Consider the following 25,650-nt stretch of genomic DNA (forward strand, 5'->3'; position numbering starts at 1 on the left):
GAACCGAGCGTAGCCCCCGGCCCTCAGCCCTCGCCGAACGCCCGCACGATCTCCTCCCCCGCCGCCACGCCCCGCGCGGTCAGCGCGGTGACGTGCGGTGCCGTCCAGCCGATGTCGGCCAGCTCGCCGTGGCCGGGCCGCCAGGCGCGGTCGGCGGCCAGCAGCAGGTCGGCGTCCAGCAGCGAGTCCCCGGCGGCGAGGACGCGTTCGGCGCCGGTGCGCCGGGCCACCTCGGCGACCGCCGCGCTCTTGGTGAGCGGCTTGGGCACGGCGTACAGCTTGCGGCCCTGCACCGAGACCGTCCAGCCCCGCTCCTGCGCCCAGGCGGCCAGTTCCTTCACCCAGGCGTCCGGCAGCAGGGGGCGATCGACGACGAGGTACGCGAAGAGGCCGGCGGCCGTGCGTTCCTTGAGCAGCCAGGCGGGGTCGGCCGTCCGCACGAGGCGCTCGTGGACCTCGGCCAGCGTGGCGCACTCGGCGTCCAGGGTGCGGCGCACCCGCGCCCGCCAGCCGGCGTCGGGCACTCCGCGCACCAGCAGTTCGCCGCCGTTGGCGCAGATGGCGAACTCCGGCGCCGGGCCGGGAAGGTTGATGCGGGCGTACTGCTCGGGGGTACGGGTGGTGGTGGGGACGAACGTGACCGCGGCGCCCAGCTCGGCCAGGAGCGCGGCCGCGGTCTCCGTCATGTAGGACAGCGGCCGCTGCTCATAGGTCTCCACGCACAGCAGGCGCGGGGCCCGCTCGTCCGGCATGCCCAGGGCCAGGGCGGCGGTGGAGTAGATCAGGGTGCGGTCGAGGTCGCTCGCGACGAGTACGGTCACGGGGCGGTCACCGACCGGCCGTCGGCGCCGGTGGCGCCGCGCGTGTACCGCGGATGGATCAGGCCGACGCAGCTGTACGGCAGCCCGTCCACCTCCTCCACCGGCACCCCGCGCTGGGCCGCCAGCAGCTGCACGTGGTCGAGGTCCGCGCCGGCGCCGCGCTTGGCGAGGATCTTCCAGGGCACGCGGCGCAGCAGCACGCGCGTGGTCTCGCCGACGCCCGGCTTGACGAGGTTGACGTCGTGGATGCCGAACTCCTCGCTGATGCGCCCGACCGCCTCCCAGCCCACCCAGGTCGGCGTACGGTCCGCCGCCGCCAGCTCCTTGACGGCGAGGGCGACGTCCTCCTCCAGGCCCGGGAACCGGGCGGCGACGGCGTCCAGGAACGACCGCGAGACGTCTGCGTCCGCCAGCTCCCGGTAGAACTTCGCGCCGTGGAAGTCGTGCGGGCCGACCAGGTCGGCGCGCAGCACGGTACGCGAAATCAGCCCCGAGACGGTGGAGTTGAGGCAGGCGGAGGGGATGAGGAAGTCGTCGCGCGTACCGTACGTCTCCACGCAGTGCCCGGGGTCGGCGAGCACCGCCAGGCGCGGGTCGAAGCCGGGGAAGTCGCGCAGGGCGTCGGCCAGTTCGCGGGTGATGGCGCCCTTGCCCGTCCAGCCGTCGACGAAGACGACATCGGCCGGGTCGTGGTGGGCGGCCAGCCAGCGCAGGGCATTGGGGTCGATGCCGCGGCCGCGCACGATGGAGACGGCGTAGTGCGGCACGTCCAGGTCGTGCGCGTGACGCGCCCAGCGGCGCATCAGCACGCCCACGGGCGTACCGGCACGGGCCAGCGAGACGAGCACGGGCCGCGGCGACCGCTCCGCCAGCACGGTCTCCGTGACCGTGCCGACGGCCAGCGCGAGGCGCTGCGCGGACGCCTCCAGGGCGGCGTGGTACAGCTCCTGGTAACGGGCACTCGGCTGGTACTCCACCGGCAGCGACTCCGCATAATGCGCACCCCCGCTCTGAATGGCCTCCTCCCGCTCCTCGGTCGGCGCCTCCAGCTCCACGGACGACAGATCCTGCAGCAGCCAGCCGACCTCCTCCGGGGCGTAGGAGGAGAAGGCGGGACCACGGAGGGGTTCGGGCATGGGAATGCGGGCCTTCGGTGGGATGTAGGAAGGGATGACGGCGAGCGCGACGTGCTGCGCGTGCGCGGCCAGTTGGGCGAGGAGATCGGTGGTGTCCGTGACGTCGTCGGCCACGACGACGACGGTGTCGAAGCCGGCACCGGCGACGTTGTGGACGTACCGCTCGCCTTCGCGCGTACGGAAGGTGATGCGCGAACGGATCGCGTAGCCGGGGTCGTCGACGGGGTGCACGGGGGAACGGGTGGTGGTGGAGTACGCCACGGTGGCGCCGTTGGCGCCTTTGGCGCCCTTCTCCCCTGCGAGCTGCCGCTCAAGTTCGTGCGCGAGGCGCAGGGGGGCGTACATCAGCTCTTCCGTGCCGAGGATGAGGATGCGGTGCGGTTCCCTGAGCGGGGGCTGAGCGCCGTCGCCGGGTGCGGGCTCGTGGGCCGGAGCGGCATCCCGCCGCGGGGGCTGAGCGCCGTCGCCGTCTACCGGCCGCGTTGTGCCCACCCGTTCCGCCCCTGCGGAACGACTGCCCACAACGCGGCGGACCAGCTGGGCTGCCATTTCCGGCAGGGCCGCTTCCAAGGCGGCGTGGTGGGCCGGTGTGAAGCCGTGACGGGCGCCGTCCGGGACGGATGACGGCCATTGCAGATCCACACGCGTTTGTGGGCAATCGTGCCGCAGAGCGGCACCCGCAGACGGCGACGGCGCCTCGCGCACCAGCGCCGCTCCCCGCTCCAGCACATCGTGCGGCAAGTGGACCGTCCCCGTGGCGAGGGCCACCACATCCACCCTCGCACCGAGTTCCGCCGCGAACGCATCGAGCGCAGCACGGTCCTGCGCGCTCCGTACGTCCACCAGCGCCGCCACCACGTACCGCCCCCGCGGGAACCGCGTGTGCAGTGCCGCGATCGTGTTGCGCACCGTGCGCCCCGTCGAGAACTCGTCGTCGACGAGCACCAGCGGCCCGTCGCCCGCGAAGAATCCGTCGTCCTCCGGCAGGAGCAGGTGGGAGGTCGCGTGGCTGTGCTCCTCCTCGAAGCCTCCCACCGGTTCGATCCCGCGTACCGCGCGCCGCGTGGAGTGCAGGTAGGGCGCGGGGCCGAGGCCGTCGGCCACACAGTGGCCGAGGCCGGTGGCCGTCTCGGCGTAGCCGAGCACGACGGCGCGCGCCGCGTCCGCCTCGCCGAGCACGGCCCGTACGCGCCGTCCCAGGTCGAGCCCCGCCCCGTACACCCGTGCTGGCGAGACCGGTACGTGCTTGCCAAGGACGTGGGAGACGAGCAGGTGGGCCCGTTTGGGGTTGCGGCGCAGGGCCAGGCCCAGCAGGTCGCGGAGCCGAGCGGTGTCACCCCGCAGTTCGATGCCCAGCCGGTCCGCGACCCATTGGCCGGACCACACACCGTTCACGTTCGTATTCCCCACTCTCGTGCTCGTGCTCGTGCTCATGCGTTGCGGAGCCCCGCGGCCAGCAGTTCCACGAAGCTCACGTCCTCGCGGGCGACGCCGAACACCTCGGCGCGCAGCATCGTGCGCTCGGCCCAGGCGCGGTGGGGCTTTATCTCGTTCATCTTGTTGGTGTAGGCGGAGCGCAGCACTCCACCGCCGTCGCTTTCCGGCCGCAGGATGTCCTGGGCGTCGGTGTACTCCTCGTGGCTGACGACGGAGAGGGCGTGGACGGGGGCGACGTGCGAGGGGTGGATGCAGGTCTTGCCCTGCAGGCCGTTGGCGCGGTCGAGCTGGATCTCGCGGAGGAGGCCGTCGAGGTCGTGTTCGATGAGGGCGGTGCGCAGGGCCTCGGCGGGGCCGGCGAAGGGGCTGCGGCGCAGCTGGGGCTTGAACATGCGCTCGGGCTGCGGGAAGTACTCCCAGACCGGGCCGGTGACGGTGAAGCCGCTGCCGTCGGCGCGGCCGAGGACGTTGACGGCGTCGGCGATGACGGAGGCGACGAGCTTGACGTCGTAGGCGGTCATGTCGGGTGCCCGGCGCAGCCCGTAGGCGGCGCAGAAGTCGGTGACGCCGAGGCGCAGGGCGAGGACGTGCTCGCGGTACTTGTCGACGGCGCGGTAGACGCCGGCGAGGGCGTCGGTGCGGGTCTCCAGGTGCAGGATCTCGGGGGATTCGAGCACCGGCATGGCGTACAGGCGCCGTCCGCAGGTGGCCTCGGCGGCGGTGAGGGCCTCCAGGAAGGGCAGGCCGCGCTCCTCGGTGAACTTCGGCAGGACGAATCCGGACAGCAGCCGTCCCGCGGGGCCGAGGCGGCGGACGAGGTCCTCCACCTGGCCGGGCTCGCGGACGCGGACGAACAGCAGGGGGAGGTCGGGCACACTCCCGGCGCCGGGGCCGTCGCCAAGGCCCTCGCCGGGGCCGTCGGCGAGGTGCTGGAACTGCCGGACGAGGTTCTCCTCGGCGTCCGCCACGTCGGCGTCGTTGATGGAGTCCTCCAAGCACAGCACCATGGACACCACGCCGCGCCGCGCCTGCTTTCGGACGTCCTGGGCGAGGGTGGGCCGGGTGGCGGGGGCGTAGAGGGTGGCGCCGAGGGCGACGGCGAGCGTACGGGCGGGGGAAGCGGCGGTGAACTCGCCCGGCTCCCGGTGGAACAGCCCGCCGCGCACCTCCGGTGGAAGGTATCCGAAATGCCTCATAGCTCTCCCCGATTGCCGCGGCCTGCCGGGCGCCGTCCCTCCGGCCGGGCCGGCCAGGAAGTGTGGCCGATTATCGTACGTCCGCGGGTGGGTCAAGAGTTCCCCAAGTACGCGAAAAACTCATGACCTGCGCGCAGCCGTTCGGTAAAGGGGTGTCCGCCGGTGACCCCCTGCGTTGTCCAGGCACCCGGCGGGAAGGCAGGATTGCGGACATGACGCACGCCATGCTGAAGGGGTCGAACATCCCGCTCGAGGCCCCCGCCGTGCGGGCCGTCCTGCGCTGGACCCCGGGCCCGGGCGTCCCGGACGTGGACGTCTCCGCGCTGCTGCTGGGGGACGGCGGCCGCGTGCGCTCCGACGAGGACTTCGTCTTCTACAACCAGCCCACCCACCCCTGCGGCCTGGTGCGGCACCTGCCGAAGAAGCGGCTCGTCGAGGGGGCGACGGACTCCGTCGAGGTGGAGGTTGCGCGCCTGGAGGCGGCGGTCTCCCGCGTCGTGCTGGCCGCCTCGGCGGACGGCGGCACGTTCGGGCAGGTCGACGACCTGTGCGTGCTGCTGTACGACGCGGCGCAGCCCGGCGCCGGCACCGCAGAGGCCACGCCCGTCGCGCGCTTCGACGTGCGCCCGGAGACGGGTGACGAGACGGCGATGCTCTGCGGCGAGCTGTACCGGCGCGGGGAGGGCTGGAAGTTCCGGGCCCTGGGCCAGGGGTACGCCACGGGGCTGGTGGGGCTGGCGACGGAGTTCGGCATCACCGTGGAGGAGCCGGAGGAGGGCGCCGAGGACTCGGCGCGCACCCCTGCCCCGGCAGCTCCGGAGGCCGTCGCCCCGCCCGGGCCGGCCGCCACCGGTGCCGCGGCCGAGCCGGCCGGGGGCTACGCCTACCCGCCGCCGCCCACGGCGCCGCCGGTGGTCCCGCCCCCGCCCTCGCAGTCCGTGCCGCTGCCCGCGACGGCGCCCCAGCCGGCGTACGGCTACCCGCAGCCGTACCCGCAGGTGCCGGCCGTGCCGGCGCACCGGCCGGCGTACGGGTACCCGCAGCAGCACCAGTCGCAGCAGACGCCGCCGCAGCCCTCGTACGGCTACCCGCCGCACCACCCGGTGCCCGACCCGGCCTTCCGGCTGCCGCCGCAGGGTCCGCAGTTCCTGCCGCAGCACTGAGCGGACCGCGGCACCGTGCGGCCGCACCACCGGGCCGGACGGGGCGGGCGGCGAGGCGTACGCCGGGCGGGCGCGGGGTAGGTACAGGGGTTTCGTTCAGACCTTGCTCTTGTACCCCCGGCCCCACTGCAGGCCCCAGCCGTAGAGGCGGTCCAGCTCGGACTGGAAGCCGTAGACGTAGCGCATCTCGCGGCGGACGATCATCTCGCCCTTGATGTTCTCGATCATCAGAACCGCGCAGGAGCGGGCCTCGGGGGCACGCTCGTTGAGGGCGACCTCCAGGCGCGGGCCGTTGCCGGGGTAGAGGGTGACCATCGCGTGCGTACGGTCGAAGGCCGGCGTCCCGTCATAGATGTAGACGAAGATCAGCAGTCGCCTGAAGTCGTCGCGGTGGTCCATGTTGATGTAGATGGTCTCGCCCGAGCCGGAGCCGAAGCGGTCGTCACCGCTGAGCTGAACATACGGCGGCGAGTTGATGCTGCCCAGTATGTTGCCGAGGGGCTGGACTACGCCCTTGGACCCGTCCGCCAGCTCGTACATACAGGCGAGGTCGAGGTCCACGTTGACCATCGCCGGGCCCTGGGCCTGGACGACCTGGGGCGTGAACTTGCGCAGCGGGTGGCGCAGGGAGGAGCCGAAGGCGGGGCGCTCGCCGAAGTCCGAGGTGCGCATGCGCCAGGAGAGGTTGACCCTCAGATTGCCGGTCACCGCCCCCTGCTTGGTCAGCGAGAACGCCGGCCTGCGCTTGGTCAGCTCGACCGCGCCGCTGGTGCCGCCGACGTCGAACTGGCGCGCGGCCGCACTCCCCCAGTTGCCGAAGAACTTCTCCCGGATCCCCATCGCCGAAAACCCCCACAGTGAGCACACATGCCGCGGGGCGGTCATGGAGGATGATCCTCATGACCGCCCCGTGGAGAGGGTTCCCTCAAATGTGCCGGGGTCACACCCCGGAGGGGACCTCGGCCTTCGGGCCGGAGCCCTCCCCGGCCGCCGCCTCCTTGCGGTTGCGCACCACCGAGGAGAGGAACGACAGGCCGATGAGCACCACGCCGATGAGACCGGTGATGACATCGCTGATCTCGTACTTGATGGTGATCAGCAGGATGACGGCCAGCGCGCCGATGGCGTAGTGCGCGCCGTGCTCCAGGTACACGTAGTCGTCCAGGGTGCCCTTGCGGACGAGGAAGACGGTCAGGGAGCGGATGTACATCGCGCCGATGCCGAGGCCGAGCGCCATCTGGAAGATGTCGTTGGTGATGGCGAAGGCACCGATGACGCCGTCGAAGGAGAACGAGGCGTCGATGACCTCCAGGTAGAGGAACATGAAGAAGGCGGCCTTGCCGGCCAGGCCCACGACGGAGGCGCCGCTCTTCGCGGCGGGCCCGGCCTGCTCCTCCTCGGCCTCCTCCTCCTGCTCCTCCAGGCGGTTCTCGAAGAAGTCGGAGATGCCGCCGACCACCAGGTAGGTCACCAGACCGCCGATGCCGGCGAGCAGGACGGTGGTGGCCTTGTCGATGGTGCCCTCGCCGCCGTGGACCGGGACGGCCGTGGCGAGGGTGGTCGCCGCGATCAGCAGGGCGACCAGGGCGACGACGGTGGAAAGGGTCTCCAGCTTGCCCAGCTTGGCCAGCGGCTTCTCCAGCCAGCCCAGCCACCTGATGTCCCGGTCCTCGAAGATGAAGTCAAGGAAGATCATCAGCAGGAACACGCCACCGAAGGCGGCGATGGCGGGGTGGGCGGCGGTGACCAGCTGCTCGTAGCGGTCGTGGTCCTGCAGGGCGACCCGCACCGCCTCGACGGGGCTCAGTTTGGCCGTGATGGCGACGATCACGACCGGGAAGACGAGCCGCATGCCGAAGACGGCGATGAGGATGCCCACGGTCAGGAAGATCCGCTGCCAGAAGGCGTTCATCTTGCGCAGGATGCCCGCGTTGATGACCGCGTTGTCGAAGGAGAGCGAGATCTCGAGGACGGAGAGGATCGCGACGACCGCCAGCCCCTGCCACCCCCACAGAAAGCCGGCCAGGGCCAGTCCGACCGCCGTGACGGCCAGCGACCAGCCGAAGGTTTTCAGGAGCACTGGCTACCCAATCCTTTGCTGTACGGGGAGGTCCGCGCGGACGCGGCTTTACGAAACGTTGACCCCGAAGTCTAGGGCGATGCCTCGCAACCCCGACGCGTACCCCTGGCCCACGGCCCGGAACTTCCATTCGCCGTTGTAGCGGTAGACCTCGCCGAAGATCATCGCCGTCTCGGTGGAGGCGTCCTCGCTGAGGTCGTAGCGGGCCAGCTCGCTGCCGTCGGCCTGGTTGACGACCCGGATGTAGGCGTTGGAGACCTGGCCGAAGCTCTGGCCGCGCACGTCCGCCTCGTGGATGGAGACCGGGAAGACGATCTTGTCGCAGGCGGCCGGCACCTTGGTGAGGTCGACCAGGATCGACTCGTCGTCGCCCTCGCCCTCACCGGTGAGGTTGTCGCCGGTGTGCTCGACCGAGCCGTCCGGGCTCTTGAGGTTGTTGTAGAAGACGAAGTACTCGTCGCCGAGCACCCGGCCCGCGGCGCACAGCAGGGCGCTGGCGTCGAGGTCGAAGGGGGCGCCCGTGGTGGAGCGCGCGTCCCAGCCGAGGCCGATGGTGATGTTGGTCAGGTTCGGCGCGGCCTTGGAGAGGGAGACGTTGCCTCCCTTGGCGAGCGTGACACCCATGTGCAGCTTCCTCCCCGAGTTTGCGGTGTTGCCCGAGATGACGGTGAATCTCGGTGCACGTCCGGCGCCGCACTCCCCGGACGGGGCGTACGGCGCCGGAGCGGTGGTGTGGCGGACGTCAGACGTTCACACCGAAGTCCTGGGCGATGCCGCGCAGGCCCGAGGCGTAGCCCTGGCCGATGGCCCGGAACTTCCACTCGGCGCCGTGGCGGTAGAGCTCGCCGAAGACCATGGCCGTCTCGGTGGAGGCGTCCTCGCTGAGGTCGTAGCGGGCCAGCTCGGTGTTGTCGGCCTGGTTGACGACGCGGATGTAGGCGTTGCGCACCTGGCCGAAGCTCTGCTGGCGGGCCTCGGCCTCGTAGATCGAGACCGGGAAGACGATCTTGGCGACGTCGCCCGGCACGGCGGCGAGGTTCACCTTGATCTGCTCGTCGTCGCCCTCGCCCTCACCGGTGAGGTTGTCGCCGGTGTGCTCGACCGAGCCGTCGGGGCTCTTGAGGTTGTTGAAGAACACGAAGTTCTGGTCGTTGGCAACCTTGCCCTGGTCGTTGGTCAGCAGCGCGCTGGCGTCCAGGTCGAAGTCCGTACCGGTGGTCGTACGGGCGTCCCAGCCGAGACCGACGACGACCGCGGTCAGGTTCGGGGCCGCCTTGGTCAGCGAGACGTTGCCGCCCTTGCTGAGACTGACTCCCACGAGTCCTCCATTGGTTCGAGGGGCCAGGCGTTTCCCGCGCCCCCGGTTGTGCGATGGCACCCGATCAACGTGTGGATCCTAGTGACCGGTTCCCGGCGTCGACAGGGTCTTGCACCAAGGACGCCCGGGACGCCGGGCAGGGTTGCCCCAGGCGTCCCGGGAGTGCACTGGCGACGGCGCGCTCAGAGCGCGGCGAGCGCCTTGGTGTACTCGTTCAGGTCACGCGCGTCGGGCAGGCCGTTGACGATCGTCCAGCGCACGACACCCTCCTTGTCGATGACGAAGGTGCCGCGCAGGGCGCAGCCCTTCTCCTCGTCGAAGACGCCGTAGGCGCGGCTGGCCTCGCCGTGCGGCCAGAAGTCCGACAGCAGCGGGTACTCAAGGCCCTCCTGCTCGGCGAAGACGCGCAGGGAGAACGGGGAGTCGTTGGAGACGGCGAGCAGCTGCACGTCGTCGTTGACGAACTTCGGCAGCTCGTCGCGCAGGGCGCACAGCTCGCCGGTGCACACGCCGGTGAAGGCGAAGGGGTAGAAGAGCAGGACGACGTTCTTCTCGCCCCGGAAGTCGGAGAGCCGGACGGTCTCGCCGTGCTGGTTCTTCAGCTCGAAGTCCGGAGCCTTGTCGCCTACGGCGATTGCCATGGGGAACACCTTTCTGGTGACGGGACCTGTCGGCGGGCCCAGTCTGTCACTGCACTCCCGGGGGAATCACCCGACCCCCGGGGAACGACATCCGCCCGAAACGCCGGCACCCCCGGTGACGAGGGTCACCGGGGGTGCTCGTGCCCGACGCTGCGGCCTGCTGCCGGAGGCGGGCGGGGTGTCTGCGGGGGCTAGCGCTTGGGCGCGGCCAGCCGGGTGCCGCTCCAGTCCTTGGCCACGGAGATGCTCTTGGTCTGGGAAAGCCCGGCAGTCTGCGCGGCGTCCTGGATGTCGCTCGGCTCGATGTAGCCGTCGCGCCCCGTCTTGGGGGTCAGCAGCCAGATGTTGCCGCCGTCGTCGAGGAAGCCGATGGCATCCACCAGCGCGTCCGTGAGGTCGCCGTCCTCGTCCCGGAACCACAGCAGGACGACGTCGGCCACGTCGTCGTAGTCCTCGTCGACGAGATCCTGACCGATGACGGACTCGATACCCTCACGGAGATCATGATCGACGTCATCGTCGTAACCGATCTCCTGGACCACCTGTCCGGGCTCGAACCCCAGCCTGGCGGCGGGGTTGCTCCGCTCCTCCGCGTGGTCCGCGGTCGCGCTCACGGATTGTCTCCTGTCATGTTTCGGGAAATTGTCTTGTGCTCCTCGCGTACGCAAGGCATTGGGCGTAGTCCACACGTGCCGGACCGATCGCGCAAGTACCCGGCCATGGGGACCGCCGAAACGTTGACGGACGCGGACGTCTCATGGCAACTCCAACCATCGGAGCGCAAGCGCAAGTGATTCACGTCACAGTATGATGCCGGGTTTGCGAAGTTACTCCCCGCAATGACGACCCCCGCGGCCGAACGGCCGTACGCGAGCACCCTGCATTGGGGGCGTATGGTTGCGATTCGGCGCCCGAGGCGACCAACGCCGGGCGCCACCCGACATCAGAACGATTCGTCTCGCTCTGCGGTGGTTACCACCCAGTAGAGATGACGTTTCCGCCGCCGCGGTCCACGATGGGAGCCGGCGCGACATATAGACAGTGTTGACCGCGTGCGCGGCACGACCCGAACAACGAAGGAACAGCGTGGCTTCCGGATCCGATCGCAACCCGATCATCATTGGCGGTCTTCCCAGCCAGGTCCCGGACTTCGATCCCGAAGAGACCCAGGAATGGCTCGACTCGCTCGACGCGGCTGTCGATGAGCGAGGCCGGGAACGTGCCCGCTACCTCATGCTCCGCCTGATCGAGCGGGCCCGCGAGAAGCGCGTGGCCGTGCCCGAGATGCGCAGCACGGACTACGTCAACACCATCGCGACCAAGGACGAGCCGTTCTTCCCCGGCAACGAGGAGATCGAGCGCAAGATCCTGAACGCGACCCGCTGGAACGCGGCCGTCATGGTCTCGCGCGCCCAGCGCCCGGGCATCGGCGTCGGCGGCCACATCGCCACCTTCGCCTCCTCCGCCTCGCTGTACGACGTGGGCTTCAACCACTTCTTCCGTGGCAAGGACGACGGCGACGGCGGCGACCAGATCTTCTTCCAGGGCCACGCCTCCCCCGGTGTCTACGCGCGCGCCTTCCTGCTGGACCGGCTCTCCGAGCAGCAGCTGGACGCCTTCCGCCAGGAGAAGTCGAAGGCCCCCTACGGCCTGTCGAGCTACCCGCACCCGCGCCTGATGCCGGACTTCTGGGAGTTCCCGACCGTCTCGATGGGCCTCGGCCCGCTCGGCGCGATCTACCAGGCCCGCATGAACCGCTACATGGAGGCGCGCGGCATCGCCGACACCTCCAAGTCCCACGTTTGGGCGTTCCTGGGCGACGGCGAGATGGACGAGCCGGAGTCGCTCGGCCAGCTGTCCCTGGCCGCGCGCGAGGGCCTGGACAACCTGACCTTCGTCGTCAACTGCAACCTGCAGCGCCTCGACGGCCCGGTCCGCGGCAACGGCAAGATCATGCAGGAGCTGGAGTCGCAGTTCCGCGGCGCCGGCTGGAACGTGATCAAGCTGGTGTGGGACCGCTCCTGGGACCCGCTGCTGGCCCAGGACCGCGACGGCATCCTGGTCAACAAGCTCAACAGCACCCCCGACGGCCAGTTCCAGACGTACGCCACCGAGACCGGTGCGTACATCCGCGAGCACTTCTTCGGCGACGACCACCGTCTGCGCAAGATGGTCGAGAACATGACCGACGACCAGATCCTGCACCTGGGTCGCGGCGGTCACGACCACAAGAAGATCTACGCGGCCTACGCGGCGGCCAAGGCCCACAAGGGCCAGCCGACCGTGATCCTGGCCCAGACGGTCAAGGGCTGGACGCTCGGCCCGAACTTCGAGGGCCGCAACGCGACCCACCAGATGAAGAAGCTCACGGTCGAGGACCTCAAGCGCTTCCGCGACCGCCTCCACATCCCGATCGCCGACAAGGAGCTGGAGTCCGGCCTGCCGCCGTACTACCACCCGGGTCGCGACTCGGAGGAGATCCAGTACATGCACGACCGCCGCAAGGCGCTCGGCGGCTACGTGCCCACCCGTGTGGACCGCTCCAAGCCGCTGAACCTGCCCGGCGACAAGGTCTACGCCCCCATCAAGAAGGGCTCCGGCCAGCAGGCGATCGCCACCACCATGGCGTTCGTCCGCCTGCTGAAGGACCTCATGCGGGACAAGGAGATCGGCAAGCGCTTCGTGCCGATCGCCCCCGACGAGTACCGCACCTTCGGCATGGACTCGCTGTTCCCGTCGGCGAAGATCTACAACCCGCTGGGCCAGCAGTACGAGGCCGTGGACCGCGAGCTGCTGCTCGCCTACAAGGAGTCCCCGACCGGCCAGATGCTGCACGACGGCATCTCCGAGGCCGGCTGCACCGCCTCGCTGATCGCCGCCGGCTCCGCCTACGCCACGCACGGCGAGCCGCTGATCCCGATCTACGTCTTCTACTCGATGTTCGGGTTCCAGCGCACCGGCGACCAGTTCTGGCAGATGGCCGACCAGCTGGCCCGCGGCTTCGTCCTCGGCGCCACCGCCGGTCGCACCACCCTGACCGGTGAGGGCCTGCAGCACGCCGACGGCCACTCGCACCTGCTGGCCTCGACCAACCCGGCCGTCGTCGCGTACGACCCGGCGTTCGGCTACGAGATCGCGCACATCGTCCAGGACGGTCTGCGCCGCATGTACGGCGAGAACGCAGAGGACATCTTCTACTACCTCACCGTCTACAACGAGCCGATCCAGCACCCGGCCGAGCCGGAGAACGTGGACGCCGAGGGCATCCTCAAGGGCCTCTACCGCTACAAGGCCGGCGAGGCCGGCGCCATCCCGGCGCAGATCCTCGCCTCCGGCGTGGCCGTGCCGTGGGCCGTCGAGGCCCAGCGCATCCTCGCCGAGGAGTGGAACGTCAAGGCGGACGTCTGGTCGGCGACCTCCTGGAACGAGCTGCGCCGCGACGCCATCGAGGTCGAGGAGCACAACCTGCTCCACCCCGAGGAGGAGCAGCGCGTCCCGTACGTGACGAAGAAGCTCACCGGCGCCGAGGGCCCGAAGGTCGCCGTGTCCGACTGGATGCGCGCCGTCCCGGACCAGATCGCCCGCTGGGTGCCCGGCACGTACTCCTCGCTCGGCGCGGACGGCTTCGGCTTCGCCGACACGCGGGGCGCTGCGCGCCGCTTCTTCCACATCGACGCGCAGTCGATCGTGCTGGGTGTGCTCACGGAGCTGGCCAAGGAGGGCAAGATCGACCGCTCTGCGCTCAAGCAGGCGATCGACCGCTACGAGCTGCTCGACGTGGCCGCGGCCGACCCCGGCGCGGCCGGTGGTGACGCGTAAGTAGTACCCCACAGGGCCCCGGACGGCTTCGCCGTCCGGGGCCCTGTGCTTTGCCGTGGCCGACGCCGTCGGTCCGCTTGTGCCCACCCGTTCCGCCCTGCGGAACGATTGCCCACAAGCAGCCTCTCAGCGCTCCCACACCTTGTACGCACGCACCACGTACGGTGACTCGGGCGCCCACGTACCCGACGGGTACGTCTGGAACTCACCCGTCTCGCCGCACGTGGCACTCTGGTACGTCGTCACCGGGTGCCCCGTCCGGTTGGCCAGCGACAGCGCCGACGTGCCCTCGGGCAGCGGCACGCAGCTCTCCGTCGTGGTGCCCTCCAGCTCGGCCACCTGTGCCTGCCCCTTGAAGTGGGCCTTCGGCCACAGGCACAGCTGGCCTGCCGCGCAGGCGCCGGTCCGCTGCGCGGACCCGGCGCTCGCAGCCGGTGCGAGCGCCAGGACCACCGTCCCGGCCAGGCCCACGGCTACCGCGGCAGCACGAAACATACGCATGACGCATCACTCCCCCACTCGGTCGATGTGAGGAGTCTTGTGCCCGCTGCGGCTGTTGCCAAGGGTGTTCAACCGGTCACGCCCTGATAGGGGAAGTGTCTAGAGGTGACCGGGGCCCGCCGCCTGCGCGGCGTGCTCGCCGCGCCTGGTGAACAGCGCGACCAGCGCCGCGAGGACCGCGACGCACGCGGCCACCCGGAATCCGAGCCGCATGCCTGACACGAAAGTGTCATGGGCGACCGTGGTGATGCGCTCCGCCACCTGCGGCGGGACCCCGGGCGGGACGGGCGCGACGCCGACCTGGACGGCGTGGCTCGCCTGGTCCATCTGTTCCGGCGTGCCCGGGGGCAGCCCGGCCCGTTCCCAGGCGCGCGGCAGCAGGTCGTCGACGCGCAGGGCCATGACGGCGCCGAGGACGGCGGTGCCGAGGGATCCGCCCACCTGCATCGCCGCCTGTTGCAGGCCGCTGGCGACCCCCGCGTGCCGCAGCGGCGCGTTGCCGACGATGACCTCGGTGGCGCCGACCATGACGGGCGCGAGGCCGACGCCCATCAGGGCGAACCACAGGGACATGGTGGGGGTGTCCGTGCCGGCGTCCAGGGTGCTCAGCCCCACGCAGGCGACGGCGGTGCTGGCCATGCCGATCACCAGCGGGATGCGCGGTCCGATCCGGGTGATCAGGGCGGCCGCGGCGGGTGAGCCGACGATCATCATTCCGGTCAGCGGCAGCAGGTGCAGTCCGGCGTCGACGGGACTGAGCCGGTGGACGTTCTGCAGGTAGAAGGTCACGAAGAACAGTCCGCCGATGAAGGCGAAGGCCATCAGGACCATCAGGACGGTGCCGGCGGACAGCGGGAGGGAGCGGAAGAGCCCCATGGGCAGCAGGGGCTCGCGGGTGCCCCGGATCTCCCAGGTGACGAAGAGGGCGAAGAGCAGGCCGGCGACGCCCAGGAAGGTCACCGTCCGTGCGTCGCCCCAGGTCCAGTCGGTCGCCTTGATCAGCGCCCAGACCAGGCAGAACATCGCGCCGGAGAGCAGGGCGACGCCGGGGGCGTCGAAGGTGCGGGGGGCGCCCTCGACCCGGTGGTCCTTGAGGATGACGAGGCCGAGCGCGAGGGCGAGGGCGCCGACGGGGACGTTGATGAAGAAGACGGACTGCCAGTTGACGTGTTCGACGAGCAGTCCGCCGACGATGGGGCCGCCGGCGGTGGAGGCGCCGATGACCATGCCCCAGACGCCGATGGCCGTGTTGAGCCGCTCGGCGGGGAAGACCGCGCGCAGCAGGCCGAGCGCGGCGGGCATCAGCAGGGCGCCGGCGAGGCCCTGGACGACGCGCAGGGCGACGACGAGCGACACGCTGCCGGAGAGGGCGATGAGTCCGGAGGAGAGGGCGAAACCGGTGGTACCGATGAGGAAGACCAGCCGGTGGCCGAAGCGGTCGCCGAGCCGGCCCGCCGTGATCAGCGCGACGGCGAGGGCGAGGAGGTAGGCGTTGGTGATCCACTGGACGTCGGCGAGCGAGGCGCCGAGGTCTTTTTGTATGGCGGGATTGGCTATGGCGACGATCGTTCCGTCGAGCGCCACCATCATCACGCCGATCGCGACCGACACGAGGGTCAGCCAGGGATGTCCCCGTAATCCCTTCGGGGGCTTCAGGTCCGACGTCGCGTCGGCGACGGTGGTCTGAGTCATGCTTCCGAGATTATGGCAGTCACTGACAAGTGACCAACGGTTCCAAGCGTCATAATCTGCCATTTCACAAGGGTGTGGATGACGGAGGAAGAGGCGGCCATGCAGGCGATCGAGGTCCCGGCGGAGATGCCCCCCGGGCTGCGCGAACGCAAGAAGCGCCGGACCAGGGACGCCCTGATCCGCTCCGCGCTGGAGCTGATCGCCCGGCAGGGGTACGAGCGCACGACGGTGGACGAGATCGCCGCCGCGGCCGACGTCTCGCAGCGCACCTTCTTCCGCTACTTCGCGGGCAAGGAGGAGGTCGCGCTGTCCGTCCAGCGGATGGTGGAGGAGCACTTCTTCGAGGCGGTGTGCGCGCGGCCGGCCGCGGAGTCGCCGCTGACGGCCCTGCGCACGGCCGTGCTGGCCTCCTGGGACACCATCGACCAGGCCATTGCCTCGGTCGTCCCGCTGGAGCTGCACGTGGCCACCTTCCGTACGGTCCAGGAGACCCCGCAGCTGCTGGCCGCCCAGCTGCGGATGTCGGCCGAGCTGGAGGACCGGCTCACCGCGGAGATCGCCCGCCGCGAGGGGATGCCGGCCGACGACCCGCGCCCGCGGATCATCGTCGCGGCGTTCGGCGGGGTGATGCGGGAGGTGGTCAAGCGCTGGGGCGATCTCCTGGGGAGCGACAAGGAGGCGTTCCGCCGGGTCACCGCCGGCTACTTGGACCACATCGGTCCGGCGCTGGCCGAAAACTGGCGTTCTTGAACGGACCCTGCACGGAACACACTCTTCCGCGCCCAAATGCCGTTGATTCAAACGTGAGATAGCTCACCGGATTCCCGGGCGGCCTCCTTTTTCTCCTACTGTGGTCGGCGGTGACTTCCTTCCCGGAGCTCGGCTCCCCCTCCGCCATCCCCTGGGCCAACGCCTCCACGGCCTGGCGCGCACTGCTCGCGCTGGCCGTGGTGTTCGTGATGCTCGCCACAACGGGCTGGACGGCCGTCAAGGGGCACAAGGGAACCACCGACCCGCGCACCGCGGCGCTCGCGGCGTGGCACCACGGCTCCATAGGCGGGCGGTCGCTGCCGCCGGCCGACGCCGAACCCACCGTCATCGCCCGCTTCTTCGCCGCCCTCACGCAAGGCCAGCGCGAGCGGCTGGCCGACCACTATCCGCTGGTCGTCGGCAACCTCGGCGGGGCGCCCCTGGCCCTGCGCTACCGCGCCAACCGCATCGCGCTCGCCCAGGCGAGCGCGGCCGAGGAGCACCGCACCCACGACAGCGGGCTCACCCCCGGCGGCCGCTACGAGGCCGGCCGGCGCATGCACCGCTTCGAATCGCTGCTGGCCGACGGCCGGCAGGTGCTCGCCTTCGACCCGGCCGGCGACGGCCGGGTGGCCGAGGTCATCGGCGACCTCGACCACGCCCGGCACGTCTCCGTGATCGTCCCCGGCGTCGACACCAACGTGCTGACCTTCGAGAAGACCCAGCGCGCCTACAGCGCGCCGGTGGGCATGGCCCGCTCGCTCTACGACGCCGAGCGGAAGGCGGCCCCCGCCGCCGGGACCGCCGTCATCGCCTGGGCCGACTACACCTCCCCCGTCGGCGTCGGCATGGACGCCGCCACCGGCAAGCTCGCCGCCGAGGGCGCGCTGCGCCTGCGCAAGCTGGTGCGCACCCTGCCCGGCGACTCCCGCGTCTCGCTGTTCTGCCACAGCTACGGCTCGGTGGTGTGCGGCGTCGCCGCCCGCGACCTCTCCCCGCGCGTGACGGACGTCGCCGTCGCCGGCAGCCCCGGCATGCGCGCCGACCGCGTCTCCGACCTGCGCACCACGGCCCGGATATGGGCGATGCGGGACGCCGACGACTGGATCCGGGGCGTGCCGCACATGGAGGTCGGCGGCCTGGGCCACGGCGCCGACCCGGTCTCCGCGGGCTTCGGCGCCCGCGTGCTGTCGGCGGCCGACGCCGAGGGCCACGCCGGCTACTTCCGTCCCGGCACCACCAGCCTGGCCAACTTCGCCGACATCGGCGTCGGTGCCGTCGACGCCGTGCGGTGCGCCGGTGACACCGGTGACTGCACGGACGGCCTGGACCGTACCGCCGGCGCCGCCGCGGCCTGACGGGCTTGACGCGCGTAGCGCCACGAGGGGGGACGCCCGCGCGGGTGCCGCTTACGATGAGCGGCATGGGTGATGTGCTGACGGGTTTCCACACCGTCTGGGAGTTCGACACCGACTCCGTGCTCATCCGCTTCGAACGGGGGATCCGCACACCGAAGCTGCTGCAGGTGCTCGGCGAGCGGCGCGTCCCCTACGAGGCGCTCGCGGCCGTCGAGCAGGCCCCGGGGAGACACGGCACGGTGGTGCTGCGCGCCGTGCCCAGAGCCGGCGCCGACCCGCTGGTGGACGCGGCCGAGGGCCGCCTCAAGGAGGGCAACGACCCCTACCGGCTGGTACTCCCCGCCGAACGGGCCCTGCTCGCCGAGTACTTCGCCGAGCGCATACGGGCCGAGCTCGGCCCGCACGCCGCGGAGCCGGCCGAGCGGCACCTGGTGGCGGCACCGGCGCCGCCGCTGTCCTTCAAGGCCTACGACGGCAAGGCGTCCTTCGACGGATCGGCCGTCTCCTTCCGCTGGTTCTGGACGGGCGCCTCCTCCGCCAAGTGGAAGGCGGGGGACCAGCGCTTCGGCCTGGAGGAGCTCTCCGGGGTGCAGTGGCGCTCCCCCGACTCCGACGGCGGGCACCTGCGGCTGCTGCGCCGCGGCACCGACGGCACCCGGCCCGCCCCGGCCGACCAGGATCCGGCCGCGGTCGTCTTCGGCAGGGGCTACGGCCTGGTCCACGAGTCCCTGCCGTTCGCCGCCGCGGTCCTGCAGGCCGTCCGGGCCCGGCCCGACCGGCCGGCGCCCGCTCCCGTGCCCGCCGCCCGCCCCGACCCCGGAGGCATCGCCGACCGCATCCGCCACCTCGGCGAGCTGCACGAGGCCGGGCTGCTGACCGACGACGAGTTCAGCGCGAAGAAGGCCGAGCTGCTGGCGGAGCTGTGAGCGCGGGGAACACGGGAAACGCGCGCGTGTGATACCGGGGTATGAAGTCCGGGCCGCAGGGACGGCACCGGGGGGTGACGCGGGAGCCGGGCCCGTACGCCTAGGCTGATCACGTCATGTCCCCGCTGTCACCGCCCCTCGCCCGGCCGTTGGCCCTGCTGCGCGACGCCTGTACGCCCGCCGGGCCCCCGGTGCCGCTGTTCGCCCGCTCCCGCCGCCCCTTCGTGCGGCTGCTGCCGTACCTGGTCGGCTGGCTGTTCCTCGTCATCCTGCTGCCGGTCACCGCCGTCCTGCTCACCCGCGAGTACGGGCTGCCGGCGGGGCTGTCCCTGCTGTTCGCCCTGCTGCAGACCGGGCCGCTGCTGATGGCCGTGCGCCGGCCGCTGGCCGCCTGGGCCATCGCCTTCTGCGCCCACGTCGCCGCCGCCGTCTGCCTGCTGCCTCCGCCGGCCGAACGGCCCTGGCCGTGGCCGCCGACCGCCGTCATCGGCCTGCTCGTGCTCACGCTCGCCCTCACCCTGCGCGAGCGGCGCTCCACGCTCGTGGCCGCCTGGCTGCTGACCCTGCTGGCGGGCATCGGCTTCCACACCTTCTCCGGTGACCCCGGCGACGGCACCTGGATCGTTCCCGTGGTACTCAGCGGCGTGCTGTTCCTGGTCGGCGGCGCCCTGCGCGAACGCGGCGACGCCCGGCGGGCGCTCGCCGAACAGGAGACCATCAGCGAAGCCGAACGCGCCCACCGCACCCTGCTGGAGGAGCGCGCCCGCATCGCCCGCGAGCTCCACGACGTCGTCGCCCACCACATGTCCGTCATCACCGTGCAGGCCGACAGCGCGCCCTACCGGCTGACCGGGCTGACGGACGAGGCGCGCGAGGAGTTCGGCTCCATCGCCACCACCGCCCGCGAGTCCCTGACCGAGATGCGGCGCCTGCTCGGCGTCCTGCGCAGCGCGGACGCCTCCGAGGGCGGCGGCTCCGAGCGGGCGCCCCAGCCCGGCATCGCGCGCATCCCCCAGCTGGTCGAGGCGACCGTACGCTCCGGGCTCCCGGTCGAGCTGACCGTGCCGGACCCGCTGCCGGACGGCCTGCCCCAGGCCGTCGACCTCTCCGCGTACCGCATCGTGCAGGAGGCCCTCGCCAACGCCGTGCGGCACGCCCCCGGCGCGGCCACCAGCGTGTCCGTGTCGGTGACCGACGGCACCGACCTGATGCTCCTGGTCGTCAACGCCGCCCCCGCCGACCCGCACGCGGCCCCCCTGGAGAGCGGCGGCACCGGCCACGGCCTGGTCGGCATGCGCGAACGCGTACGCCTGGTCGGCGGCACCCTCGACGCCGGGCCGCTGCCCGAGGGCGGCTTCCGGGTCGCGGCCCGGCTGCCCCTGACCCCCCAGGCCCCCACAGCGAAGGAAGCCCGTTGACCATCCGAGTGATCATCGTCGACGACCAGGCCATGGTCCGGGCGGGCTTCGCCGCGCTCCTCGCCGCCCAGAGCGACATCGACGTCGTCGGCGACGCGCCGGACGGCCGGCAGGGCGTGGAGCTCAGCCGCCGGGTCCACCCCGACGTGGTGCTGATGGACGTGCGCATGCCGGAAATGGACGGCCTGGAGGCCGCCCGGCAGCTGCTCGACCCGCCCCGCGGGGTCGAGCACCGGCCCAAGGTGCTGATGCTCACCACCTTCGACGTCGACGACTATGTCTACGAGGCGCTGCGCGCCGGCGCCTCCGGCTTCCTCCTCAAGGACGCGCCACCGGCGGACCTCATCTCCGCCGTGCGCGTGGTGGCGGCGGGCGAGGCCCTCCTCGCCCCCTCCGTCACCCGCCGCCTGATCGCCGACTTCGCCAAGAGCGCGGCCCCCCGCCGCCGCACCCGCTCCGTCCGCCTGAACGGGCTGACGCCGCGGGAGACGGAGGTGCTGTCGCTGATCGCCCGCGGCCTGTCGAACCAGGAGATCGCGGCGCGGCTGGTGCTGGCGGAGCAGACGGTCAAGACGCACGTGGGCCGGGTGCTCGCGAAGCTGGGGCTGCGCGACCGGGCGCAGGCGGTGGTCTTCGCCTACGAGTCGGGGCTGGTCGCCCCGGGCGAGGAGTAGGCGCCCCTCCGGCCCGGCCGGGGGTGCAGCGCCCCGAAGGGGCGCGGGGAACTGCGCGACAAGCCACGACGCGCCCGCAGATGGGGTGCCGTGCTTCGGCTGCGGGCCGTCGGTGGCTGATCGCGCAGTTCCCCGCGCCCCTGACGGGGCGCCGTGGCACCGCGTGACGAAGATCCGCCGGACCGGCCCCGGGAAAGGCCCGCCGCGGGCGTTACTCGCGGCCCGCCGACGTGAAGGACATGTCCGGGTAGCGGTCGCCGGCGACCTTCGACGCGATCGGCTCCAGCTCCGCCAGCTCCGCGGCGGTGAGCACCAGCCGCGTCGCCCCCACGTTCTCCTCCAGGCGGGAGCGCTTGCGCGTGCCCGGGATCGGCACGACCGCCAGTCCCTCGACCTGCGCCCGCTGCTGCACCCACGCCAGTGCCACCTGCGCGGGCGTGGCGCCGTGGGCCTCGGCGACGCGCCGCACCGGCTCCAGCAGTGCCGCGTTCGCGGCCGCGTTGTCGCCGGTGAAGCGCGGCTGCGTGCGCCGCCAGTCGTCCTGCGTGAGGTCCTTGTTCGCGTCGGTGAACGAGCCCGTCAGGAAGCCGCGCCCCAGCGGGGAGTACGGCACCAGCGCGACGCCGAGCTCGCGTGCCGCCGGTACGACGTTCTCCTCGATGTCGCGGCTGAACAGCGACCACTCGGACTGCACGGCCGCGATGGGGTGCACGGCGTGCGCCTCGCGCAGTTCACTGCCCGTCACCTCGCTCAGGCCCAGGTGCTTGACCTTGCCCTCGCGCACCAGCTCAGCCATCGTGCCGACCGACTCCTCCAGCGGGACGTCGGGGTTGCGGCGGTGCATGTAGTACAGGTCGATCGCCTCGACGCCGAGGCGGCGCAGGCTGCCCTCGACCGCCTGGCGGATGTAGGCGGCGTCGTTGCGGATGGTGCGCTCCGCCGGGTTCTCCGGGTTGGCGACGATGGCGAACTTGGTGGCCAGCACGACCTGTTCGCGGTGCGCCCGGATGAACGGCGAGATGAACTTCTCGTTCTCGCCGAAGCCGTACATGTCGGCGGTGTCGAAGAGCGTGACGCCCAGCTCCAGCGCCCGCTCCAGCGTGGCGCGGGCCTCGTCCTCGTCGGTGGTCGGTCCGTAGGCGAAGCTCATGCCCATGCAGCCCAGGCCCTGGATGCCGACCTCGGGGCCGTCCGTGCCGAGCCGCACGCTTGCGATCTTGTCGTTGCTCATGTGTACGTCATGCCCCTTCGAGCGCCCGGTTCCGGGCGGCGGCGTAGTTTTCAATCTTGTAGTCGAGCACGTCGAGCGTGCTGCGCAGCTCCGCGATCCGCCTGCGGACGTCCTCGCGGTGCGCGCTCAGCAGCCGTTCGCGCTCGGGAAAGGTGTGGTCGCCCTCGCGGACGAGTTCGGCGTAGCGGACCATGTCCGCGACCGGCATCCCGGTCAGCCGCAGCCGGGCGACCAGGTCCAGCCAGTCGAGGTCGCGGTCGGTGTAGCGGCGCTGGCCCGTGTGCGAGCGGTCGACGTGCGGCATCAGCCCGATGCGCTCGTACCAGCGCAGGGTGTGCGCCGACAGCCCGGCGTACGCGGCGACTTCGCTGATCGTGTAGCGCTCCCGGCCCACCGGGCGGCGGCTGCGCTGCCGGTCCAGCTCCCTGCAGACCGGAGCCGGTACCTGGATGCTGTCGATCACCGTCATGCCGCTTCCCCCTCGCGAACCGTCTGCGTCGGGTTCAACGCTAGAGAGTTGGAGTGCACTCCAAGCAAGCGGGAATCCGGGGAGCGGACGCGGGCGGGTTAGGCTCCCTTCCATGGAGAGCCTGCGGATGATCGAGAACTGGCCGGTGGACACCGCTGCGGCGGCCGTCGTACGGGCCGACGGCAGCTGCGCGGGAGCGCACGGCGCGACCGGGCACCGCTTCCCCCTGGCCTCCGTCACGAAACCGCTGGCCGCCTACGCCGCGCTCGTCGCCGTCGAGGAGGGGGCGATCGAACTGGACGAGCCGGCCGGCCCCGAGGGCTCGACGGTCCGCCACCTGCTCGCGCACACCTCCGGCCTCGCCTTCGACGAGCACCGCCCGATGGCCGCTCCCGGCACGCGCCGGCTGTACTCCAACGCCGGCTTCGAGGTGCTGGGCGACCACATCGCCAAGGCCACGGACATCCCCTTCGCCGAGTACCTGCGGCAGGCGGTGCTGGAGCCGCTGGGCATGAGCGCCACGGACCTGCCGGGCTCGCCCGCCAAGGACGGCGTCTCCACGGTCGAGGACCTCGTCCGCTTCGCGGCGGAGCTGCAGGCGCCGCGACTGCTGGCGGCCGAGACGGTCCGCGAGGCGACGTCGGTGGCCTTCCCCGGCCTGTCGGGCGTCCTGCCGGGCTACGGCCACCAGCGCCCCAACGACTGGGGGCTGGGCTTCGAGATCCGCGACGGGAAGTCCCCGCACTGGACGGGGGCGTCCTCCTCGCCGCGGACGTACGGCCACTTCGGCCAGGCCGGCACGTTCCTGTGGGTGGACCCGGAGGCGGGGGCCGCGTGCGTCGCCCTGGCGGACCGCGCTTTCGGCCCCTGGGCGACGGAGTCCTGGCCGCCCCTGACTGACGCCGTCCTCACCGAGCTGCGCTCGGCGTAACGCGCCCCGAAGGGGCGCGGGGAACTGCGCGACAAGCCACGATGCGCCCGCGCGTTCGGCTGCGGGCCGTCGGTGGCTGATCGCGCAGTTCCCCGCGCCCCTTCGGGGCACAGGCCCTAGCCGAAGTGCGGCTCCGCGTGCATCTCCCACGCCAGCAGCTCCGTGGCGGAGCCGATCGCCTCCGCCTCGATCCCGACGGCGTCGAGGACCCGTGCGGCGTCGCCCTCGCGGAGTACCTCCTCGCCGAGCCGGCAAACGCCGCGGACCACGTGCACGTACAGCCACGGCGCATCCGGCAGCGCCGCCCGCTGCCCGCCCTGCAGCCTGCGGACGTGCAGCACCGCTTCCGCCCGCGCGAGGGCGTACGGCGTGCTGTCGGCGATGCCGCGTACCACCTCGTACTCGGGTTCGCCGCCGAAGTCGGACGGTGTCAGCCACATCTGGACGAACCGCAGCGGAGTGGACCCCGCGTTGCGTTCGCTGTGCCGGGCGCCCGAGCCGGCACTGAGGCGCTGGAGGTCTCCGGGGCGGACGGTGACGACGTGGCCGGTGGAGTCCTCGTGGGCGAGCTGCCCCTCGATCACCCAGGTGACGATCTCGACGTCCCGGTGGGGGTGCTCGGCGAAGCCCGCACCTGCTGCGAGGCGCTCCTCGTTGCAGGCGGCGAGCGGCCCGAAGCGCACGTTGTCGGGGTCGTAGAAGCCCGAGAACGAGAAGGCGTGCCGGGTGTCGATCCCGGCCTCCGGTTCACCGCCGCGGTAGCGGTCGGCGGCCCGCTGCACGTGCATCACAGGGCGCGTCACAGGGCCACCGTAGCTCTGCCGGGTGCCGCTGCGGGCGTCGCGGGGGTACCGGCGGCTCCGGAGCGCACCCGAATAAGGCAGGCTTGTCCCCGTGCCTGAACCAGCTGACCAGACCCCGACCCCGCATCCGCACAGCGCCACGCTGCGCAATCTGGAGCAGTCCTCCGGGACGCTGGCCGCGGCGGCCATCGCCCGGATGGACGCCCAGTTGCCGTGGTACCGGGCGATGCCCCCGGAGAACCGCTCGTGGATCGGCCTGGTCGCCCAGGCCGGTATCGCGGCGTTCACGGAGTGGTTCCGGCATCCGGAGACGCCGCAGGCCATCAGCACGGACGTGTTCGGCACGGCGCCGCGCGAGCTGACGCGGGCGATCACGCTGCGGCAGACCGTGGAGATGGTGCGCACGACCATCGAGGTCATGGAGTCGGCCATCGACGAGGTGGCGGCCCCGGGCGACGCGTCGTCGTTGCGCGAGGCGCTGCTGGTCTACGCGCGGGAGATCGCCTTCGCCACGGCCCAGGTGTACGCGCAGGCGGCCGAGGCGCGCGGCGCCTGGGACGCCCGGCTGGAGTCGCTGGTGGTCAATGCCGTGCTGTCGGGCGAGGCGGACGAGGGCGCGGTCTCGCGGGCGGCGGCGCTGGGCTGGAACGCCCCGGCGCACGTGTGCGTGGTGCTGGGCACGGCGCCCAACGGGGACAGCGAGCTGACGGTGGAGGCGATCCGGCGGGCCGCCCGGCATGCGAAGCTGCAGGTGCTGACGGGGGTGCTGGGCAGCCGGCTGGTGGTGATCGCCGGTGGTTCGGACAATCCGGTGCAGGCGGCGAAGGCGCTGATCGGGCCGTTCGCGGCGGGGCCGGTGGTGGCGGGGCCGGTGGTGCCGGACCTGCTGGCGGCGACGCGGTCGGCGCAGGCCGCGGCGGCCGGGCTGAAGGCGTGCTCGGCGTGGCCGGACGCGCCGCGGCCGGTGCTGGCCGACGACCTGCTGCCGGAGCGGGCGATGGCCGGGGATCCGGCGGCGCGGCGGCAGCTGGTGGAGGAGATCTACAGACCTCTGGAGGAGGCGGGCTCGGCTCTGCTGGAGACGCTGAGCGTCTATCTGGAGCAGGCGAGCAGTCTGGAGGGGGCGGCGCGGATGTTGTTCGTCCACCCCAATACCGTGCGGTACCGGCTGCGACGTGTGACGGACGTCACCGGATGGTCACCCTCCGATGTCCGCTCGGCGTTCACCTTGCGGATCGCACTGATCCTCGGGCGGCTGGCCGACACCGAGTGACACGCTTAGGCTT

Annotated in this window: 23 protein-coding genes; 9 read left to right on the forward strand and 14 right to left on the reverse strand. The window is 71.8% G+C overall.

Annotation, left to right across the window (positions count from 1 at the left end; genetic code table 11):
* Window positions 1-23: 23 nt before the first annotated feature.
* The 3 genes from ABD361_RS11175 to ABD361_RS11185 are packed head-to-tail and all read right to left on the reverse strand — an operon-like array spanning window position 24 to window position 4,590.
* On the reverse strand, window positions 24-821 hold the full coding sequence (locus ABD361_RS11175) for an HAD family hydrolase (protein WP_344434815.1): 798 nt from the start codon (window positions 819-821) through the stop codon (window positions 24-26).
* The gene (locus tag ABD361_RS11180; protein WP_425583194.1) at window positions 818-3,391 is read right to left on the reverse strand and encodes a phosphoribosyltransferase domain-containing protein; all 2,574 of its coding nucleotides are present in this window, start codon (window positions 3,389-3,391) and stop codon (window positions 818-820) included. Before ABD361_RS11180 ends, ABD361_RS11175 begins: the two co-directional genes overlap by 4 nt.
* Entirely contained in the window at window positions 3,388-4,590 is a 1,203-nt protein-coding gene (locus ABD361_RS11185; RefSeq protein ID WP_344434817.1) for an HpcH/HpaI aldolase/citrate lyase family protein, read from the reverse strand. The genes ABD361_RS11180 and ABD361_RS11185 overlap by 4 nt, the downstream gene beginning before the upstream one ends.
* Before the next feature lie 212 nt (window positions 4,591-4,802).
* Between ABD361_RS11185 and ABD361_RS11190 the strand changes: the two genes are divergently transcribed.
* Window positions 4,803-5,753, forward strand: a complete 951-nt coding sequence (locus ABD361_RS11190) for a TerD family protein (RefSeq protein ID WP_344434818.1) — start codon at window positions 4,803-4,805, stop codon at window positions 5,751-5,753.
* A gap of 96 nt (window positions 5,754-5,849) precedes the next feature.
* Here the strand turns inward: ABD361_RS11190 and ABD361_RS11195 are convergent, their stop codons facing one another.
* The 6 genes from ABD361_RS11195 to ABD361_RS11220 all read right to left on the reverse strand — a co-directional run bounded on the left by ABD361_RS11195 (window position 5,850) and on the right by ABD361_RS11220 (window position 10,406).
* Window positions 5,850-6,593, reverse strand: a complete 744-nt coding sequence (locus ABD361_RS11195) for a TerD family protein (protein ID WP_344434819.1) — start codon at window positions 6,591-6,593, stop codon at window positions 5,850-5,852.
* 100 nt (window positions 6,594-6,693) lie between these two features.
* On the reverse strand, window positions 6,694-7,833 hold the full coding sequence (locus ABD361_RS11200; protein ID WP_344434820.1) for a DUF475 domain-containing protein: 1,140 nt from the start codon (window positions 7,831-7,833) through the stop codon (window positions 6,694-6,696).
* A gap of 48 nt (window positions 7,834-7,881) precedes the next feature.
* Window positions 7,882-8,457 (reverse strand): TerD family protein, encoded by a 576-nt coding sequence (locus tag ABD361_RS11205; protein ID WP_344434821.1) that lies wholly within the window; start codon window positions 8,455-8,457, stop codon window positions 7,882-7,884.
* A gap of 118 nt (window positions 8,458-8,575) precedes the next feature.
* The gene (locus ABD361_RS11210) at window positions 8,576-9,151 is read right to left on the reverse strand and encodes a TerD family protein (RefSeq protein ID WP_344434822.1); all 576 of its coding nucleotides are present in this window, start codon (window positions 9,149-9,151) and stop codon (window positions 8,576-8,578) included.
* 182 nt (window positions 9,152-9,333) lie between these two features.
* Window positions 9,334-9,792, reverse strand: coding sequence for a peroxiredoxin (locus ABD361_RS11215; protein ID WP_344434824.1), 459 nt, complete (start codon window positions 9,790-9,792; stop codon window positions 9,334-9,336).
* A gap of 191 nt (window positions 9,793-9,983) precedes the next feature.
* The gene (locus tag ABD361_RS11220) at window positions 9,984-10,406 is read right to left on the reverse strand and encodes a DUF3052 domain-containing protein (protein ID WP_344434825.1); all 423 of its coding nucleotides are present in this window, start codon (window positions 10,404-10,406) and stop codon (window positions 9,984-9,986) included.
* Between the two features lie 472 nt (window positions 10,407-10,878).
* On the opposite strand from ABD361_RS11220, the gene aceE reads away from it, so the two are divergent.
* The gene (aceE, locus tag ABD361_RS11225; protein ID WP_344434826.1) at window positions 10,879-13,611 is read left to right on the forward strand and encodes a pyruvate dehydrogenase (acetyl-transferring), homodimeric type; all 2,733 of its coding nucleotides are present in this window, start codon (window positions 10,879-10,881) and stop codon (window positions 13,609-13,611) included.
* 126 nt (window positions 13,612-13,737) lie between these two features.
* Here the strand turns inward: aceE and ABD361_RS11230 are convergent, their stop codons facing one another.
* Together ABD361_RS11230 and ABD361_RS11235 are read right to left on the reverse strand one after the other, a co-directional pair.
* Window positions 13,738-14,112, reverse strand: coding sequence for a peptidase inhibitor family I36 protein (locus ABD361_RS11230; protein WP_425583195.1), 375 nt, complete (start codon window positions 14,110-14,112; stop codon window positions 13,738-13,740).
* 99 nt (window positions 14,113-14,211) lie between these two features.
* A complete protein-coding gene (locus ABD361_RS11235; RefSeq protein ID WP_344434827.1) occupies window positions 14,212-15,804 on the reverse strand; it encodes an MFS transporter in 1,593 nt (530 codons plus the stop codon).
* Between the two features lie 78 nt (window positions 15,805-15,882).
* Here ABD361_RS11235 and ABD361_RS11240 point away from each other — a divergent pair, with 78 nt between their 5' ends.
* The 5 genes from ABD361_RS11240 (at window position 15,883) to ABD361_RS11260 (ending at window position 20,930) form a co-directional block, all read left to right on the forward strand.
* Complete coding sequence (locus ABD361_RS11240) at window positions 15,883-16,554, forward strand: TetR/AcrR family transcriptional regulator (protein WP_344434828.1); 672 nt, start codon at window positions 15,883-15,885, stop codon at window positions 16,552-16,554.
* Window positions 16,555-16,664: 110 nt separating this feature from the next.
* Window positions 16,665-17,912 carry an alpha/beta hydrolase gene (locus ABD361_RS11245; protein WP_344434829.1) on the forward strand — a complete coding sequence of 416 codons (1,248 nt, stop codon included), beginning with the start codon at window positions 16,665-16,667 and terminating at the stop codon, window positions 17,910-17,912.
* A gap of 65 nt (window positions 17,913-17,977) precedes the next feature.
* The gene (locus ABD361_RS11250) at window positions 17,978-18,838 is read left to right on the forward strand and encodes a DUF4429 domain-containing protein (protein WP_344434831.1); all 861 of its coding nucleotides are present in this window, start codon (window positions 17,978-17,980) and stop codon (window positions 18,836-18,838) included.
* 116 nt (window positions 18,839-18,954) lie between these two features.
* Window positions 18,955-20,256, forward strand: coding sequence for a sensor histidine kinase (locus ABD361_RS11255; RefSeq protein ID WP_344434833.1), 1,302 nt, complete (start codon window positions 18,955-18,957; stop codon window positions 20,254-20,256).
* Window positions 20,253-20,930, forward strand: coding sequence for a response regulator (locus ABD361_RS11260; RefSeq protein ID WP_344434834.1), 678 nt, complete (start codon window positions 20,253-20,255; stop codon window positions 20,928-20,930). The genes ABD361_RS11255 and ABD361_RS11260 overlap by 4 nt, the downstream gene beginning before the upstream one ends.
* Before the next feature lie 211 nt (window positions 20,931-21,141).
* On the opposite strand, the gene ABD361_RS11265 is transcribed toward ABD361_RS11260, so the two are convergent.
* The gene (locus ABD361_RS11265; protein ID WP_344434835.1) at window positions 21,142-22,161 is read right to left on the reverse strand and encodes an aldo/keto reductase; all 1,020 of its coding nucleotides are present in this window, start codon (window positions 22,159-22,161) and stop codon (window positions 21,142-21,144) included.
* Window positions 22,162-22,168: 7 nt separating this feature from the next.
* Window positions 22,169-22,630 (reverse strand): MerR family transcriptional regulator, encoded by a 462-nt coding sequence (locus tag ABD361_RS11270; RefSeq protein WP_344434836.1) that lies wholly within the window; start codon window positions 22,628-22,630, stop codon window positions 22,169-22,171.
* Between the two features lie 112 nt (window positions 22,631-22,742).
* Here ABD361_RS11270 and ABD361_RS11275 point away from each other — a divergent pair, with 112 nt between their 5' ends.
* On the forward strand, window positions 22,743-23,561 hold the full coding sequence (locus ABD361_RS11275) for a serine hydrolase domain-containing protein (protein ID WP_344434837.1): 819 nt from the start codon (window positions 22,743-22,745) through the stop codon (window positions 23,559-23,561).
* Window positions 23,562-23,677: 116 nt separating this feature from the next.
* Here ABD361_RS11275 and ABD361_RS11280 read toward each other — a convergent pair whose 3' ends face one another.
* Window positions 23,678-24,349: a pirin family protein gene (locus ABD361_RS11280; protein ID WP_344434969.1), complete on the reverse strand. Its 672-nt coding sequence runs from the start codon at window positions 24,347-24,349 to the stop codon at window positions 23,678-23,680.
* Between the two features lie 106 nt (window positions 24,350-24,455).
* On the opposite strand from ABD361_RS11280, the gene ABD361_RS11285 reads away from it, so the two are divergent.
* The gene (locus ABD361_RS11285; RefSeq protein ID WP_344434838.1) at window positions 24,456-25,637 is read left to right on the forward strand and encodes a PucR family transcriptional regulator; all 1,182 of its coding nucleotides are present in this window, start codon (window positions 24,456-24,458) and stop codon (window positions 25,635-25,637) included.
* Window positions 25,638-25,650 lie beyond the last annotated feature (13 nt).

Origin of the sequence: Streptomyces luteosporeus (genome assembly GCF_039532865.1) — a bacterium.
GTDB lineage: Bacteria > Actinomycetota > Actinomycetes > Streptomycetales > Streptomycetaceae > Streptomyces > Streptomyces luteosporeus.

What these genes read in the sequence shown, in the direction of transcription:
- ABD361_RS11180 (WP_425583194.1), bottom strand. Translation starts at nt 3,391, where the DNA reads ATGAGCACGAGCACGAGCACGAGAGTGGGGAATACGAACGTGAACGGT.
- ABD361_RS11185 (WP_344434817.1), bottom strand. Translation starts at nt 4,590, where the DNA reads ATGAGGCATTTCGGATACCTTCCACCGGAGGTGCGCGGCGGGCTGTTC.
- ABD361_RS11190 (WP_344434818.1), top strand. Translation starts at nt 4,803, where the DNA reads ATGACGCACGCCATGCTGAAGGGGTCGAACATCCCGCTCGAGGCCCCC.
- ABD361_RS11195 (WP_344434819.1), bottom strand. Translation starts at nt 6,593, where the DNA reads ATGGGGATCCGGGAGAAGTTCTTCGGCAACTGGGGGAGTGCGGCCGCG.
- ABD361_RS11205 (WP_344434821.1), bottom strand. Translation starts at nt 8,457, where the DNA reads ATGGGTGTCACGCTCGCCAAGGGAGGCAACGTCTCCCTCTCCAAGGCC.
- ABD361_RS11215 (WP_344434824.1), bottom strand. Translation starts at nt 9,792, where the DNA reads ATGGCAATCGCCGTAGGCGACAAGGCTCCGGACTTCGAGCTGAAGAAC.
- ABD361_RS11230 (WP_425583195.1), bottom strand. Translation starts at nt 14,112, where the DNA reads ATGCGTATGTTTCGTGCTGCCGCGGTAGCCGTGGGCCTGGCCGGGACG.
- ABD361_RS11235 (WP_344434827.1), bottom strand. Translation starts at nt 15,804, where the DNA reads ATGACTCAGACCACCGTCGCCGACGCGACGTCGGACCTGAAGCCCCCG.
- ABD361_RS11240 (WP_344434828.1), top strand. Translation starts at nt 15,883, where the DNA reads ATGACGGAGGAAGAGGCGGCCATGCAGGCGATCGAGGTCCCGGCGGAG.
- ABD361_RS11250 (WP_344434831.1), top strand. Translation starts at nt 17,978, where the DNA reads ATGGGTGATGTGCTGACGGGTTTCCACACCGTCTGGGAGTTCGACACC.
- ABD361_RS11255 (WP_344434833.1), top strand. Translation starts at nt 18,955, where the DNA reads ATGTCCCCGCTGTCACCGCCCCTCGCCCGGCCGTTGGCCCTGCTGCGC.
- ABD361_RS11265 (WP_344434835.1), bottom strand. Translation starts at nt 22,161, where the DNA reads ATGAGCAACGACAAGATCGCAAGCGTGCGGCTCGGCACGGACGGCCCC.
- ABD361_RS11270 (WP_344434836.1), bottom strand. Translation starts at nt 22,630, where the DNA reads ATGACGGTGATCGACAGCATCCAGGTACCGGCTCCGGTCTGCAGGGAG.
- ABD361_RS11275 (WP_344434837.1), top strand. Translation starts at nt 22,743, where the DNA reads ATGGAGAGCCTGCGGATGATCGAGAACTGGCCGGTGGACACCGCTGCG.
- ABD361_RS11280 (WP_344434969.1), bottom strand. Translation starts at nt 24,349, where the DNA reads ATGCACGTGCAGCGGGCCGCCGACCGCTACCGCGGCGGTGAACCGGAG.